14 protein-coding genes and 2 pseudogenes are annotated in these 15,250 nt (G+C 63.7%); 7 read left to right on the top strand and 9 right to left on the bottom strand.

All coding sequences use genetic code 11. The features are described 5' to 3' along the window. The first annotated feature begins 137 nt into the window (after nucleotides 1-137). Nucleotides 138-776 carry an SDR family oxidoreductase gene (locus tag QMG52_RS09365; RefSeq protein ID WP_283560147.1) on the top strand — a complete coding sequence of 213 codons (639 nt, stop codon included), beginning with the start codon at nucleotides 138-140 and terminating at the stop codon, nucleotides 774-776. A 766-nt stretch (nucleotides 777-1,542) separates the two neighbouring features. Here QMG52_RS09365 and QMG52_RS09360 read toward each other — a convergent pair. Continuing rightward, nucleotides 1,543-2,196: a LysE family translocator gene (locus QMG52_RS09360; protein WP_283560146.1), complete on the bottom strand. Its 654-nt coding sequence runs from the start codon at nucleotides 2,194-2,196 to the stop codon at nucleotides 1,543-1,545. A 9-nt stretch (nucleotides 2,197-2,205) separates the two neighbouring features. Beyond that, nucleotides 2,206-3,336, bottom strand: a complete 1,131-nt coding sequence (locus QMG52_RS09355; RefSeq protein WP_283560145.1) for a GNAT family N-acetyltransferase — start codon at nucleotides 3,334-3,336, stop codon at nucleotides 2,206-2,208. Between the two features lie 47 nt (nucleotides 3,337-3,383). Between QMG52_RS09355 and QMG52_RS09350 the strand changes: the two genes are divergently transcribed. Then, complete coding sequence (locus QMG52_RS09350; RefSeq protein ID WP_283560144.1) at nucleotides 3,384-3,842, top strand: MarR family winged helix-turn-helix transcriptional regulator; 459 nt, start codon at nucleotides 3,384-3,386, stop codon at nucleotides 3,840-3,842. A gap of 385 nt (nucleotides 3,843-4,227) precedes the next feature. Here QMG52_RS09350 and QMG52_RS09345 read toward each other — a convergent pair whose 3' ends face one another. Further along, a complete protein-coding gene (locus QMG52_RS09345) occupies nucleotides 4,228-4,722 on the bottom strand; it encodes a MarR family winged helix-turn-helix transcriptional regulator (RefSeq protein ID WP_283560143.1) in 495 nt (164 codons plus the stop codon). 151 nt (nucleotides 4,723-4,873) lie between these two features. Here QMG52_RS09345 and QMG52_RS09340 point away from each other — a divergent pair, with 151 nt between their 5' ends. The 4 genes and pseudogenes from QMG52_RS09340 to QMG52_RS09330 all read left to right on the top strand — a co-directional run. Continuing rightward, on the top strand, nucleotides 4,874-5,509 hold the full coding sequence (locus QMG52_RS09340; protein ID WP_283560142.1) for a hypothetical protein: 636 nt from the start codon (nucleotides 4,874-4,876) through the stop codon (nucleotides 5,507-5,509). Further along, nucleotides 5,506-6,294, top strand: coding sequence for an SDR family NAD(P)-dependent oxidoreductase (locus tag QMG52_RS09335; RefSeq protein WP_283560141.1), 789 nt, complete (start codon nucleotides 5,506-5,508; stop codon nucleotides 6,292-6,294). The genes QMG52_RS09340 and QMG52_RS09335 overlap by 4 nt, the downstream gene beginning before the upstream one ends. A 101-nt stretch (nucleotides 6,295-6,395) precedes the next feature. Then, nucleotides 6,396-6,839 carry a putative immunity protein gene (locus QMG52_RS21935; RefSeq protein ID WP_349361684.1) on the top strand — a complete coding sequence of 148 codons (444 nt, stop codon included), beginning with the start codon at nucleotides 6,396-6,398 and terminating at the stop codon, nucleotides 6,837-6,839. Between the two features lie 264 nt (nucleotides 6,840-7,103). Beyond that, nucleotides 7,104-7,651: pseudogene (locus QMG52_RS09330) on the top strand (recombinase family protein); the annotation flags it as partial. On the opposite strand, the gene QMG52_RS09325 reads toward QMG52_RS09330, so the two are convergent. The 4 genes from QMG52_RS09325 to QMG52_RS09310 all read right to left on the bottom strand — a co-directional run bounded on the left by QMG52_RS09325 (nucleotide 7,634) and on the right by QMG52_RS09310 (nucleotide 11,705). Next, nucleotides 7,634-8,938 carry a carboxylate-amine ligase gene (locus QMG52_RS09325; RefSeq protein ID WP_283560230.1) on the bottom strand — a complete coding sequence of 435 codons (1,305 nt, stop codon included), beginning with the start codon at nucleotides 8,936-8,938 and terminating at the stop codon, nucleotides 7,634-7,636. The pseudogene QMG52_RS09330 and the gene QMG52_RS09325 sit on opposite strands and share 18 nt — an antisense overlap. Before the next feature lie 85 nt (nucleotides 8,939-9,023). Beyond that, a complete protein-coding gene (locus QMG52_RS09320) occupies nucleotides 9,024-9,218 on the bottom strand; it encodes a hypothetical protein (RefSeq protein WP_283560140.1) in 195 nt (64 codons plus the stop codon). A 240-nt stretch (nucleotides 9,219-9,458) separates the two neighbouring features. Continuing rightward, nucleotides 9,459-10,922, bottom strand: a complete 1,464-nt coding sequence (locus tag QMG52_RS09315; RefSeq protein WP_283560139.1) for a protein adenylyltransferase SelO — start codon at nucleotides 10,920-10,922, stop codon at nucleotides 9,459-9,461. 75 nt (nucleotides 10,923-10,997) lie between these two features. After that, nucleotides 10,998-11,705: a VOC family protein gene (locus tag QMG52_RS09310; protein WP_283560138.1), complete on the bottom strand. Its 708-nt coding sequence runs from the start codon at nucleotides 11,703-11,705 to the stop codon at nucleotides 10,998-11,000. 434 nt (nucleotides 11,706-12,139) lie between these two features. Between QMG52_RS09310 and QMG52_RS09305 the strand changes: the two genes are divergently transcribed. Further along, a complete protein-coding gene (locus QMG52_RS09305) occupies nucleotides 12,140-12,478 on the top strand; it encodes an ArsR/SmtB family transcription factor (RefSeq protein ID WP_283560137.1) in 339 nt (112 codons plus the stop codon). A 148-nt stretch (nucleotides 12,479-12,626) separates the two neighbouring features. On the opposite strand, the pseudogene QMG52_RS09300 reads toward QMG52_RS09305, so the two are convergent. After that, nucleotides 12,627-14,021 (bottom strand): annotated as a pseudogene (locus QMG52_RS09300) (IS1380 family transposase). Between the two features lie 167 nt (nucleotides 14,022-14,188). Continuing rightward, nucleotides 14,189-15,085, bottom strand: a complete 897-nt coding sequence (sigJ, locus tag QMG52_RS09295) for an RNA polymerase sigma factor SigJ (RefSeq protein ID WP_283560136.1) — start codon at nucleotides 15,083-15,085, stop codon at nucleotides 14,189-14,191. Nucleotides 15,086-15,250 lie beyond the last annotated feature (165 nt).

Here is a 15,250-nt window from a genome sequence, read left to right as displayed (position 1 = left end):
CTGCACGTTCGTAGAGGAGGGTCAGGGTGGAAGTTGCAGTAGTTGGTGGAGGCCGGTCCGGCCGTGCCATACAAGACGCTCTGCGAGCTCGCGGAACCGCAGTGCGCATGCTCTCGAGGTCCACGGGCTTTGACGTCTTGCATGACGACGCTGCGGCTGCTCTCGACGGTGTTGAGGCGGTGATCGAGGCGACTGGCCTGTTCACCACGAGCCGCCGCGTCGCCACCCGCTTCTTCAGCAGCTCGACGCGCGCAATTGCACACGCCGTGCGCGAGTGCCAGATCGACCGTCACGTGCTGCTTTCGATCATCAACTGCGAGCGACCCGACGTGCAGGGGTACGGGTACTTCGCAGCCAAAGCAGAGCAGGAACGGATCGCGCGATGCGTGAGCGAACACCTGATCATTGTCCGATCGACGCAGTGGTACGAGTTCGCGGAGCAGAACCTCGAACGGTTCCGGCTCGGCCCGATCGCACTCGTGCCCTCAATGAAGATCCGCCCGGTGGCGCTCGCTGCCGTTGCAGAGGTGCTCGCGGACTCAGCACTAGGCGCCCCTCCTTCCTCAACAGTGGAGGTCACCGGACCGGACATCACTACGCTGTGGGCCTTGACGCAACAGGTTCGCCAGCACGCCCACCAGCACACCCCCCAGCCGATCCCGCTACCACTTCCCGGCCGCCTCGGCGCCGCGTTCAGGGGAGGAGCGCTTCTCCCTGCCGACGGCGTCGAGACGGTAGGTCCGACGCTTGCGGACTGGCTCGACAACCGACCCTAACCCCCTGACCGCCCTGCCGTGAATCCTCGAACGAAGCAGGCCGCAACCACGAGCCTTTGCCACAGGCCGTGGGAGACTTTCTCCGTCAGATCGCGGAAGCGGACGCGGTTCTTCAAGAACCTGCTTGACCGGACGGTCGGCGGCAGCGAGATCCAAGGCAAGCCGGTGGCCTGGATCAACGTGTCCTCCGTCGCGGCGCGCACGGGAGGCACCGCCCACGCTTCGCTCGAGGACGTTCTCGCTTACGTCGCCACCCACGTCGTCAGAGCCGCGTGCCGACGATCACGGCTCGCACCAGCCTTGCCACGGCCTTGACGGAGCTCGATCGACATGTTCGCCGAGGCGCCCCGCCTGAGGCAACCGCCATAGTGCTTCTGAGGATCGGCTCAGCACGCGCCCGAGACGCCGCCGCGGTGACGCTCGCTCCGTCGTGTGGCGAACGAGGTGGACGGGTCAGGGCCTGGATGGCCTCCGCTCGCTCTCCACCAGCCGCCGCATCGTGTTCGTGATGTCGTCCAGGTCGGCTTTGATCAGCTCGAATCGAGAATGCATCGATGTGTTCCTACCATGTTTGCCAGGGGTTCGACGATTGAATTCCACACTCAGCATGAACACGTCGTTAGTGAGAGAGGACTGCCCGGGTAGGCCCGCAGTTGGAACCTCAGCGGACGGTGAACTCTGATTCAATTCGGCCAGTCGAGAAGATACCTCAATATGTGGAGGACGCCAAAGCTCGCTCCCCCTTCACAACGAGCGATCGGCGCGGTCACGATGTCTGCTCAGCGAGGACGGCGATGCCGAAAATGAGAAAGACGACACCGGTAACCGCGTTTACTGCGCGCACGAAACCTGCACGCGACATCTGGTGCCCGGCGCTGGCCGCTACCGCGCCGATGATCAGATACCAGATGACTGCCTCCACCGCCTGCACTGCGCTCAGCAGAAGCGTCATCGCAATCGGGGACGTGTCTGGAGGAATGAATTGCGGCAGAAACGCCACGAAGAAGATTCCGAGTTTCGGGTTTGTGATCGCGGTGAGAAACGCGCGGCGAAAACCCCAGCCCTGAGCCGGAAATGCTGTGGACCGATCGTTGATAACTGGTTCCTGCCCGGTGGGGCCGTGCTCGCGCCGCACTGCAGCGCGGAAGCATTGGAAGGCCAGGAAGGCGAGGTACGCGGCGCACGCGTATTTGAAGACCGAATATACCAGTCCGGTCGTTCTCAGCACCGCCGACAGGCCGAGCGCGGCGGCGAGTCCCCAGATCAACAGTCCGGTTCCTATCCCGAGGGCGGCGCGGCGCGCGGGTCTCCTTCCTGCCCGAAGTGCCGTTGTGAGGACGACCGCCGTGTCCGGCCCAGGCAGAATTGTTAATAGTCCCGCAGCTAATGCATACGCCAATACTGAGTTTGCGATTGTCATCTGGACCGATCAATCCGCAATCACGGTGGCATCCCTCGACTTCCGTTCCACGTCTTGATGCATCGGCTTGGTGAGATGCACGCTGATGTCGCTGCTGTCGTTCACCGGAGTCGGTTGGAGCGTGTAGCCGGCACGCTGATACAAGCGGATGTTGTTCTGACTCCGTTGGCCGGTGAACAGGGCGAACTCGGTTGCATCAGCTGGGGCGTGCCGCTCGGCGTATGCGAGCAGCCAGGAGCCGAGGCCTTGCCCTGCCTGATCGGGTGCGACCATCAGCCGTCCGATTTCCCACGCTGGGCCGTTTGTGCGGGCGCGGACGGCGCCGATCACGCGGCCGTTTCGGCGTGCGCACCAGACTTGCCACGAGTCGGACCAGGCCCGGACGTCTGCGAGCGTCTCCCGGAACGGTGCGAGGTCCAGGGTGTCGTTTGCCAGCGCCTCCTGCACCCAGCAACAGCGCTGCAGCACTAGTAATTCGCCGAGATCGTCCTCCGAGGCGGCAGCGATGCTGAGCGCCGTGACCGGGCGACTGGTCTCGCTGTCGTTGTCGATCACGCGCAACGGCCGCATGGCACGAGCAACGCGGGTCAGTTCGGCGAGCACGCGGCGAGCGGCGTTGTCCAGTTCCACGCCGGCCCGAACCCGTCCATTGTTAATGCTGTCCTTGATGCGCATCGACATGGTAGCCCCGATCGGCATCATGCGCAGTGCACAGACCACTTGCTTGGCCATTTCCACCGATCGTGTTCCGGCCGAAGTATTGCCGTAACTTATGAACGCCACGGGTTTCCACGCCCACTCCTCATAGAGGAAGTCAAGCGCGTTCTTCAACACAGCGGGCATTCCGTAGTTGTACTCGGGGGTGACGATCACGAACGCATCGGCGGCCGCCACTTGTCGGCTCCACTTACGCGTGTGCTCGTGCCTGTACACACCTCCCGACGGATGCTCCGGCTCGTCCAGTAGGGGCAACGCGATCTCGTCCAGATCTGCTAGTTCGAAGCGAGCGTCTGCGCGGTCCGCATCGCTTCGCGTCGCGTCTGTAAACCACTCCGCGATGGCCGGTGCAAGACGGCCCGGGCGGGTGCTGGCCACAATGACCAGTATTCGCAACGAGATCGAGCATGATTTCAATGACATATCACTGATAGTAGAAAACTTTCAGTGATATGTCAATAATGATTAATATGAGCGACGTGGATACGAACTGGCTGGACAACAACGAAGAGCAGGCGTGGCGGTCGTTTCGGCGGCTCCTCTCCGTCCTTCCAGCGCGGATTGGCCGAGACTTGGCCGCTGATTCGGCATTATCCTCAGCCGATTACGAGGTCTTGAGTACCCTGTCGGAGAAGCCAAATCGGCGATGGGAGCTCAAGGGCCTGGCGAACAAAATGGAGTGGTCACGCAGTCGCCTCTCCCACCACACAAGCCGGATGCAGCAGCGTGGGCTCATCGAAAAGCGGCCGGACCCGGATGACGCACGTGGATGCATCCTCGTCCTGACAGACCGCGGTTTCACCGTGCTGGATGAGGCATCCCACCACCACGTCGTCTCCGTGCGCGCACGGTTCATCGACCACCTCACCGCGGCCGAGCTTGCAACGCTCCAGTCGATCTCTACCCGGGTTGCCGACCTTCCTGACTGAGCGCATTAGCACGCGGGCTGCCCGCACGGCCCGCGGCGACGCGCGCCCGAGGTCCGATACCAGCCGGGACGCTGTTGTGACGCCTACGAGCGCATCGAAGACTGGAGCGTCCCCGGTTTTGTGGACAGGGTGGTGGTTGGTCCGGTTGCCGTGACTATCTTTGATCACGCCACATTGTTGGTCGACGCTGGGTGCTGTGACGTCTATGCCGACCATGGTAAGTAAGGGGCGACGATGGGGTTCTCCGGCACCGGCGCAGAACAGGAACTGGTCCATACTGACTGCAAACCACATGGCGAGGGTGCGATGTCGTTGATAGCGGTCAGCCGCATCGTGCCGTAGATAGCAAGGCCGGCACTGATGGATCCGCCGGGGGGGGCTGAGGCTACTGCTGGGGCTGAGTCGTCGTGCCGGGATCCTTGCGACCGAGGTCTCGATGGAGGTCCGTGTCGAAGCCGTGGGCGCCAGCGAGCCGGGCGAGCAGGTTCCCGAGCTGGGCGGACTGTTCGCTGGTGAGCGGGGCAAGGAGTTCAGCTTCATGCTTTTCGGCGATCTCGCGCAGCGTTCGCAGCATCTTAGCGCCCTCGACGGTCAGACGCAGCTCGTAGTTCCGCCGGTCGGTGCTGCTGCGACCGCGCTCGACCAGGCCGCGCACCTGTAGCGAGTCGATGAGTGGAACAACGCGGCTCGGCACGGCTCCCAGTCGGTCGGCAAGAGACCGCTGGCTCAGCCCGGGCGCCCGGCCGAGCAGGCGGATCACACCGGCATCACTTGGGGTCAGCCCGACCTCGCGTGTGCGCTCGGCGAAGCGGGACGACGCCAGCGCACCGAGCTGTGAGAGTAGGAAGGCGGTGCGCTTCGACGGAGACGGTAAGTCCATGGCTCCAGATTACCCTCTTGACAGAATAATTCAGTAGGTGAATCATTGCGAGCATGATGCAATTATTGGAAGGGTGCGATCATGACTGACGTTTCTCCTCGCACCGTACAAACGGCCCGCGGGCGGTCCCAACCCGGGCATCCTGGCAGCCGTGAGTCTGGGACTCACCGTCGGCGGTCTGATCAGCAGTGCTATCCTCACGGGCGGCCAGACGTTCGTCTCGCCGTTCTCGCCCACTGACCAGGTCGCGGCATACTTTCACGGGAACTCTGATGCCGTGCGGCTTGTCAGCATGTTCCAGTTCGGTTCGGCTGTACCGCTGGGTATCTTCGCGGCAACTGTCTACGCGCGACAGCTCCGACTTGGGGTGCGGGTCCCGGGGCCGGGCATCGGATTCTTCGGTGGTATCACCGCATCCGTCTTCCTCATGCTCTCGGCTCTGCTGAGTTGGGTACTGAGCCGCCCGGAGATCACCACTGATGTGACGCTCACCCACGCGCTGTCATTTCTCGCGTTCATGGCCGGCGGGGTAGCTTACGTCATCGGGATGGGGCTTCTCGTCGCCGGAATCGCCGTACCGGCCCTGATCCTGCGCCTTATACCGCGTTGGCTCGCCTGGACCGGCCTCGTCATCGCCGCGTTGTCCGAGCTGAGCTTCCTCTCCATGGCCGTTGAGCCGCTCCAATTCCTGCTCCCGATCGGGCGGTTCGGCGCGCTCATCTGGCTCATCGCAGTCGGCTTCCTCCTGCCCCAGAACCGTGCCGCCGCGAATCGAGAAGAACGATGACCAGCTCCTGGCTCCTCGACGGGAAGGTTGCACTGGTCACCGGCGCCAGCCAGGGGATCGGCGCGGCGATCGCCGCGGCTCTGGCCGGGGCCGGGGCACACGTCGTGCTCGACTCGCGCGATGAGGCAGCCCTGTCGCGGCAGGTGAAGGCCATCACCGACAGCGGCGGACTTGCTGCTGCGATGCCGGTCGACGTGACGAGCGAACCGTCGGTGCGGGATCTACTGGCTGGCATTCGGTCACGGTTCGGTCGGCTCGACGCCGCCGTTAATAATGCCGCGGGTGGAGGGCGACCGCCTGCTCCGCTGGCCGAGTGGACCAGCGAGCAGTTCGACAGCGCGATCGCGGTCAATCTGCGCGGAACGTTTCTCTGCCTCAAATACGAAGTGGAACTCATGCGGGAAGCCCCGGATGGTGCCGCAATCGTAAATATGTCCTCGACCGCAGGCGAGCAAGGCGTCGCCGGTCTGATCGGCTACGTGGCCAGCAAGTTCGGCGTGGGAGGCTTAACCCGCGTCGCCGCGCTCGACTACGCGGCATCAGGCATACGCGTCAATGCAATCGCGCCAGGCCCGATCCTCACCGGCCGGCTCGCTGCTGCAGGAGAGGCCGCTCAGGCCGGTGCAGCGGCAGCCGTGCCCCTCGGACGGATCGGCCAGGTCGAGGAAATCGCCGAGGCCGCGTTGTGGCTGTGCTCTGACGCGGCCTCATTCGTCACAGGCACCGTGCTCGCCGTCGACGGCGGACGGCTTGCCGGTACCCCGGCGTTCACCCACAAGCCCTGACTTCGCATCACCCTGACATAGTCTGCGCAGCCCATATTTACTGGCAGGAGTTAGCCGGAGGTAAGGGGGATGGGTCTGCGAGCCATGTGTACGGTACTGATATGGCTTCTCCGCAAACCCTAAGCGAGCCCGAGCGCCGCGTCGTCGCGACTTGGGCCGCAGACTGCGCTGAGCGAGTCGTGGCCCTATTTGAGACAGAGGCGCCGGCAGATGCCCGCCCCCGCGACGCCATCACCCGAGCCCGAGCTTTCGCTCGCGGTGAGCTCAGCGCCGCCGAAGAGATCCGCCGGCGATTTGTTGCTGGCCGTGCCGCACGCGAGAGCAATAGCCCTGCTGCGGTGGCTGCCGCGCGGTCCGCCACGCAAGCCGCAGCCGTCGCCCACATGGGCGCGCACGCCCTGGGGGCAGCCGCTTATGCCGCAAAAGCCTGCCGGACTGGCGGCGCCCGATCGACCCCAGACGGTCGACGAGGAGATCCACTGGCAACTCGAGCACATGACCGCCGAAGCCCGGTCCGCGCTTCACCGCTTGCCACCGCTGGGTGAAAATTCCGCCGGTCCGCTGGGGTCAGGACTTCTCGCGTCCGGAATCCTCGCCTCGATCATCCGTGCACTCCAGGCCGGCTTGGCTCGCCCTGACCAGCCTGCCTCCTCCAGCTGAATCTGCCGCCCTGCCGCCTTCAAGGCGGTCGATCACCGTGACGCGGGAGACCGCCGCCGCGTTCCGCGCAGTTGCTGGCCGACGCCATGTACGTAAGACGCGCACGATCAAATGCACGGTGTGGGGGGATTATTGCAACCATGTTCCTTATGACTGGAATGAAGATCGGTAATGCCCGGGTCTCGACGAACGACCAGGACCCTACCGCCCAACGCAATGCCCTCCTTGCTCTGGGCGTAGAGGAGTCCCAGATCTTCGTCGATCACGGACTGACCGGAGCGAATCGGTTACGCCCTGGGCTCCGTGAAGCGATGGCGGCGTGCCGAACCGGCGATACGCTCGTGGTGACCAAGCTCGACCGGCTGGCGCGTTCCCTCTCTGATGCCAGGGACATTGCCGATGAGCTGACGGCCAAAGGGGTAGTGCTTAGTCTTGGCGGCAACAGCCACGACCCGACTGACCCGGTAGGCCGGCTGTTGTTCAACGTCCTGGGAATGGTGGCCGAGTTTGAGGCGGATCTGATCCGGATGCACACTCGCGAGGGCATGGCGGCGCAAAAGCGAAGGGCCGGCTGAAAGGCAAACAGCCCAAATTATCCAAGACGCAGCGGAAGCATCTTCTGACTCTGCCGGACGCCGGCGAGCATACGCAGGCCGAATTGGCCGGGCTATTCCGGGTGTCACGGACGACGGTACATTCCCCGTACAACGACTCCACCGCACTCGGTTCGAGCCGTTCCGCAAAACCCATAAAACGATGCCCGCGCGCTGTGGGTATCAACGCATCCGGTCGCGGCGAGGTCAAACGTCCATCGGATGCTGGACAGCACTGGAACGAGTGCGCTGTACGGCATCAAGAACAACGTCCCGGAGGTTACCTCTGCGGCGCAGAACGTTTCTTTGATGCTGGGCGCCGGTGCCCTCGGCAAGAATGTGCTCGAGTGTTTTCCCACCCGTGCTAGATCACCGGTTTCCGTCAGGACCGGTCGGACATGGTCCATCAGTGCTGATACGCATGCCTTCGCCGGTCGGGGCCGGTTTTCGAGCGGGTGAATGAGGCTATCGGCCAAAGCGAATCGGCTGGCCCGCCAGGACGCTAGCCGGAGCATTTCCGCCGGAACCGGTGCAGGGGGTTCTCCTGCGTCCCATTGCCTGGCGGCGGTCTCGACCAGGGCTCGGATGATAGCGGCAAGGGCCACAGCGTGGTTCGCGTCCATGCAGACGTCCGGGACACGGATTTCCACGGTGGGGTAGGTGGAGGAAAGCCGGGCGTCAAAGTAAATCATGGCAGCGTCGAGTAGGACGTCGCAGGAGAGCAACATCGCCAGAAGATCCCGGTATGCCTTCGCTGAACCAAAAATTTCGGTGGGTCCTGCGGTGGGTAATCTTCTCCAGACCTGATAGCGGAAGCTGGCATATCCGGTGTCCTTCCCCTGCCAGAATGGGGAGTTGGCCGAGAGGGCAATCAGGATGGGCAGCCAGATGCGTATACGGTCCAGCACGGCCACTCCCTCCTCGTCGGAGGCGACCGATACGTGGACGTGGAAACCGCACGTCAACTGTTCTCGATGGATGAGCCCGAAGCGTTCCCTCATCGCTAGGTAGCGTTCCTGCCCCGTCGGGTGGGGCAGTTCAGACAGCGGGGAGGTTCCCAGAGCAACGGCCCGGGCGCCGAGGGCGAGGGCCTGCCGGTCAGCTTCGGTCCTGCCCGCTCTAATAGCCGTGGCGAGATCGCGCAACTGGGTGAACGGGGCAGAAACGGCTTCCACTTGTTCGCGCTGCACCTCGGTCTTCAGGCTGTTTCCCGCCGGTTTGTTTCGTGCCGATTTGTTTCCTGGAGGCACCGTCCCGGGGTGAAGGTTTCGGCGGGAGGACGGATCTAGCTGTGTAGCCGAGGCGCCCGACAAGTAGCTGTCCAGCAGCTGTTCGGCAACCGGAGCATGACTGACCGTTCGGGCATCGACCAGCAAGAACTCCTCTTCCACACCGAAGCTGCGCACCACCCCAGTCTGGCGTATCGGCTATGCTTCGCCAACGGTTCAGCAGAACAACGGGTAGATGCCGTCACGGTCAGCCGATGTTCCAGCGGTAAGGGTTGGTATTGGAACCATCAACACTGTGGTGGTCATAGCCTTCCTGCCATGCAGCTCCAACAGCGGAGACGAGCCGAGCCAACAATGGATAGTACGGATGATCAGGCCCGATATAAATCATCTCTTCCCGCGCCTGGTCGACAATGACACGAGTATCGCCTTCCATGCTCATGCGAAATGGTCGCATGCAAACGACGCTACGGCCAGAGCACGTGGACGATTTCGTTCCATCCATCTCAGACGTCTCGAGCATCCCGTTGCAGCGTGTCAGCTCAAAGACCCGCCGGTCCCATCGGCAAGCCGTCCAAGGAACACGCGTAGTGCGGTTGATGTTCCGCTGTGCCAGGTGCTCACTGTTCGACCAGGCTTGTTTGATGATCCAGGAGCCCACCATCAACAGCGAAGCGGAAGCTCAGGTTCCGCAGAAGGTTCGGTAGGCGCCGAAGTTTTCCGGGGCGGGGGCGGCGTACCGCTCCAGACCAGGGCGCTCTTCATACGGGGTCCTCACCGCGTCTAGAAGCCGCTTGAACGGATCGAGGTCACCCTCGGTCGCGGCAGTAAGGGCTTCCTCGACGAGGTGGTTGCGGGGGATGTAGACAGGGTTGACCCGATCCATCACATCTGCGTCCGGATGCAGGGCATCCCAGCGCTTTAACCAGGCATCAAACGCCGCGAGGTCCAGGAACAGACCGCGCACAGGTCCTGCGTTGCCGCGGGCCGCCCCGCTCAAACTCCGGAAGAACGATGTGGAGTCGACGTGAATTTCTTGGAGCAGGGTGAGCAGCTCGTCCACCACGGGTGAGACTACTTCGCTAGCCAGGCCGACGGGCAGGCCAAGCTTGGCTTTCATGCCGGCCGACCAGGCGGCGCTGTAGTGGTGACGGAACGAGCCCAGTGACTCTACCGCCAGGGCGATCGCCTGTTCCTGGTCGTCCTGGAAAAGGGGCAGGAGAGCCTCTGCAAGCCGGGCGAGGTTCCATTCGGCCACGACCGGCTGGTTGCGGTAGGAATAGCGTCCGCCCTCATCGATGGAGCTGTAGACCGTTGCCGGGTCGAAGGCCTCCATAAAGGCGCACGGGCCGTAATCGATGGTCTCCCCTGAAATTGTCATGTTGTCGGTGTTCATGACTCCGTGGACGAAACCTATGAGCATCCACTTGGCAACCAACGACGCCTGCGCGGTGACCACAGCCTGGAACAATGCGACGTAGGGACGCTCGGCCTCCGCCAAGCTGGGGTAGTGACGGTTGATCGCATGGTCGGCGAGGCGGCGCAAGAGGTTGATGTCACCCGTTGCCGCGGCGTACTGGAAGCTGCCCACGCGCAGGTGACTGCTCGCGACCCGTGTCAGCACGGCTCCCGGAAGCACGGTCTCACGGCGCACCGAGCGCCCAGTCGCGGTCACGGCAAGGGAGCGGGTGGTGGGAATGCCCAGAACATGCATCGCTTCGCTGACGACGTACTCACGCAGCATCGGACCGACCGCAGCCAGTCCGTCGCCACCGCGGGCGAACGGCGTTCGTCCGGATCCTTTGAGGTGGACGTCGCGAAGGTGGCCGTCCGCGTCAGTGACCTCACCGAGCAGAAGTGCGCGTCCGTCACCCAGGCGCGGGGAATACCCACCGAACTGGTGACCGGCGTAGGCTTGCGCCACCGGAGTGGCACCGCTGGGGACCAGGGTGCCGATCAGCAAACGCAGGCCCTCCGAACTCTGGAGGGAGGCGGGGTCCAGGCCTAGCTCGGTGGCCAGTGGCTCATTGAGCACGAGCAGTCGGGGGTTCGGAACCTCTTCGGCCTGCCACGGGAGGGCCATCTCCGCAAACTCCCGGGCGAAGAGACCAGCAAGGACGACGGTAGGTTGGACTGCGGCATTCATCTATCAACAATACCTGCGGCGCGATAATCAATGTCGCTTGTCGAAGTCCCGGCTTCCTGGCCCTGAGATCGGGCGTCACTCCACCAAGCAGAACTCGTTGCCCCCGGGGTCAGCCATGCCTACGCCGTCCGCGCAGCCGGCGTCGACGCGGCGGGCCCCAAGTGCCAACAGACGCTCGACTTCGTCGTCGATGGTTGATTGGGCGGATGGCGCGAGGTCGAGATGGAGCCGATTCCTTCCGAGCTTGGGCTGCACCGGATCGCCACCCCAGGTGATATTGGGACCCCCGGTGCGTGACTGGACCGCGGTCTCGCCGTCCTGGTCCCAGACCAAGTCCCATGCCAGCGCTTCGCGCCAGAAGTAGCCGACGTTGGCGAGACCGTCGCCGGCCAACGAGCTGAAGAATGGGCAACCGGCGAGGAACGTACCCCCGGGCTCGAGTATGCAAAGCTCGTTGCCGTCGGGATCAGCGAGGACAACGTGCTCGGCGCCCGGTCCCTGGCCAACGTCCCAGTGCCGGGCGCCAAGCTCGAGCGCTCGGTGCACCGCGGACGCCTGCTCGTCGATGGAGGTCGGTTTCAGGTCGGGGTGCATCTGGTTCGGGCCCCACTTCTCACCAGCGCCAGCAACGAAGCGGAGACCGAACCCCACTTCTGGCAGTGCCTCCAGTGACGGTACGCCCCGTCCGATCGTGATGACTTGGCCGAGCAGACCGCCCCAGAACCGAGCGAGACGCGCCGGGCCGGGTGAGCTGAAGGTAAGGGCAGACAATTCGCACACCATGACCGCCATTCTCCGCTCGCTCGCGCCCGCATCAGACCATTTTAGGAGGCAGCCCACGAGGGAACGGTCCATTCAAGCCGGGCTGCCGGCCATCAGGCCACTCCGATTGACGATGGGCTCGCGGAGCGTGCCGGTGACCGATCCCTTATGGAATGGTGAGGCGTTCCGGTGGAGTGTTCCACTTGTGAGATGGCGACGTGCGTCCAACGTCGGGGAAACAACCAGCACACCGATCCCGGCTGACCGGAACTTCGCCGCGGCAGCCCTACTGCACCAGATCAACGCTACCGGCGCGCACTATCTGGTCCGGGTGAAAAACGCCCGTCACCTCCGGGTCCATTAACCATTGCCGGACGGGCGGTCCGGTAGATCTGTCATTGGGATGTGACAGGGCAGCCTGGACGTCCGGAAACGTAAGTGGTAACTTACATGTTATGGCGACGTTAACCGCTGATTTATGGCAGGCGCTGGCTGATCCGACGCGGCGTCGTATTTTCGCGCGGGTAGCGCTGGGTCCGGCCTCGGTGACTGAGATTGCGCGAGATCTGCCGGTTAGCCGGCCGGCGGTGTCCCAGCACTTGAGGGTGCTGTTTGATGCGCAGCTGGTGGATGTCCGCAGCCAGGGTCGTACGCGCGTCTACCGCCCGCGGGCTGATGGCTTGGCGCTGCTGCGGAGCGAGTTGGAGAGCTACTGGAACCAGACGTTGGACAGCTTCAAAGCTCTGGCGGAACAGAGTTACCGGGCGGCCAAATCGGAGGGGGGCACCAACTAAGCCTTGATCCACCGATCGGCGGCCGGTCCCGGACGTAGTTCCGGGCTGGCTGCGGTGAGGTGTTTTGGGCATGGATGGATCTCCGGCCTCCCTGTCGGGGTGTTCCACTGGTGGTCCTGGTTGCGCCGTGTGGCTGGTTGATGGGGTTTCAGGCTGGTTGTGGCGGCGGGTAGAGGTGGTCGAAGAGGCCCTGCCATGGTGTTTGCCAGGGCCAGGCTTCGGGCAGGTGAAGACGGATTTTCCGGGCGCTGGTGGCGATGCGTGCCGGGACGTGGATGAGTTTGCGGCGGATGTGCCGGTCCGGGCCTTGCCGAAGGGCCCGGCAGCAAGGAGGCCGGCGGCGCGGGTGAGGTTGTAGGCCATGACCGCGGCAACCAGCCAGGCCGAGTTCGCCGCGAAAACACCTGAGGGCATGTGGGCCAGGGCGCTGTCCTTCAAATCAGCATTGATTTGCTCAATGATGGCGTGTTTGCGGTGGGTTTGGTCCGCCGCGACGGTGTCCAGGACCTTGGCGTCCACGGTGGTGAAGAACGCGTGGTGCCGGTGCGTTTCAAACAAGGTGGGCTGTCCGTCGCTGGCTTTCTTGTTCAGTTCCGGGATCCGGCGCACGACCAGCCGGCCGGTGACCTGCTCGGCCTTTTTCCGGGAGGTGAACGCGGTGAACCCGGTTTCGGCGACCTCGGCCTTGGAGACCCAGGTGTTGGTGGTCTCATCGAAGACCGCGTCGGTGTATTCGATCGTTTCCCATGCCGTTTCCGGGATCCCGGCGATAGCCCGTTTGACGGCCGGGTCCATGCGCACGGTCACCGATACCTCCGCGCAGCCGGCCAGGGCGGCGGAAACCGCCGCATGGCCGTAGAAGGCCGAATCGAACCGGCAGATGACCCGCCCGCCGGCGTGGAGGCGTTTGAGGGTGGACAGGGCATCGGTGATCAGGCGTTTGGCGCCGCGGGCCGAGTTCGCCGCGCCCTTGCGCAGCCGCTGGGCCAGGACCACCGGGGCGGTGTCCTTCGTGGAAACGCTCGGCCAGTAGCGTGTTCAGCCCGCGGACCCCGGAGTACCCGTAGCCTGAGCCTTGCTTGGCGTAGCCGTGGACCTCGATGATCGTGTCATCGACATCGACGAACACGAAGTCCTCCGTCCCGGGGCTCCCGAGCAGCCGGGCCCGCGCCGAAAGGTTGGCCAAGAAACGGGACGCGACAGCGTCCAGTTGCCGGACGTGTCCGAACGTGAAGGCCCGCAGGAACGAGCCCAGGGTGGAGGGCGCGTAGCAGGCTGTGAAGAGCCGCTTCATCCCGCCGTGGCGTAACAGGGCCATGTCATCAATACTGTCCGCGCCGGCGACCATCCCGGCGACCAGCGACGCGACCTTCAGCCCGGCGTTCGCGCCCTTTTCCGTAGGTACCGTCAGCCAGTCCTGGGCCAACTCGTGGAGTCCGGCGTCCCGGGCCAGGGTCATGACCGGCAGCAGCCCGGCAGTCGACACGAGATTCGGCTCGTCAAAGGAAACTGACACCGAGGACGGCTTGTGGGAAACTTGCATCTACGAGATGCCCTCTTTTCGGTGAAAAATGAGTTCTAGACAAGCTTCATTTTCCTTGAAAAGGCGGGCATTCTCGGTTTAAAACGCCGACGTAGCCCCAATCAACCTCGGTGGATCAAGGCTAAGGGTCACCGTGTGCCAGAACAGCCGACGTGACTGAGGGAGGATCAGTTCCAGAGAGAGAGCTTTTCCGGGTTAAGAACGATGCGCACGTCGGTGGTCAGGGAAGCGATGACCTCGAGAGTGACCACCCCGATGATGCGCCCTTGGTCCCAGAGTGCAAACCCGAGGCCGTCATTAGTCTCCTGCTCAAGCAGCTCGGTCTCCGGTCGCTTTTGAAGGATGCCCAGAAGGAATCGCCCGACCCGGTCAGAGCCGTAGACAGGACGACGCGCAGAACTGACCCTGCCCCCACCATCGGAACGCAGGATTACCTCCGGGTCCAATGTTGCGATGAGACCGTGCAGGTCGCCTGAGCGACTCGCCGCAGCGAATGCGAGCACGACTTCGTCGTGCTCGCGCCGTGTGACTTGGCGCACCGGTGAGCGTTGCACCCTGGATCTCGCGGAGGTCGCCAGTTGGCGGCAGGCCGCCGTGGACCTGCCCACGATCTCCGCGATCTCCGCGAAAGGCACCGCAAACACGTCGTGAAGCACAAAGGCAACGCGTTCGGCTGGCGTCATCGACTCCAAGACCACCAGGAGGGCGGTGCTTATCGAGTCATCCAATATCACACCGTCCAGCGGGTCGCCGCCGGCGGTGTCAACGAACGCGCCCCTGGGGACGGGTTCCGGAAGCCACGGGCCGATGTAGCTTTCACGTCGGACCCGGGCTGATGCCAGTATGTCGAGACAAAGTCGGCTCGCCACCCGGGTGAGCCACGCGCGCGGAATCCTGATCGCCTCGCGCTCTCCATGATCCATCCGATACCACCGGGCATAAGTTTCCTGCGCGACGTCCTCGGCTTCAGCAATAGTGCCAAGCATCCGGAACGCCAAAGCGATCAAGTGCCGCCGTTCGCCGACCGCCTCCGCGTCGTTGGCGAAAACCTCATCTGTCGTCACCAGAACCTCCTCCACTTCACAGGACGATTCTCCCGGACTGGAGCGTACCCGGTTTGATGGACGGGGTGGGGGTTGGTCCGGGTTCCCGACTGTAGGAGACTACTTTTATGGGTTCCACTCGCAGGAGCTTCACTGATGAATATAAGCGTGACGCGGTAGCGTTGG

It is taken from the genome of Paenarthrobacter sp. PH39-S1, assembly GCF_030063245.1.
In the GTDB taxonomy this organism is placed as follows: Bacteria; Actinomycetota; Actinomycetes; order Actinomycetales; family Micrococcaceae; genus Arthrobacter_M.
Note: the sequence above shows the minus strand (reverse complement) of the source record. Positions and strands in the feature narration are given on the sequence as shown.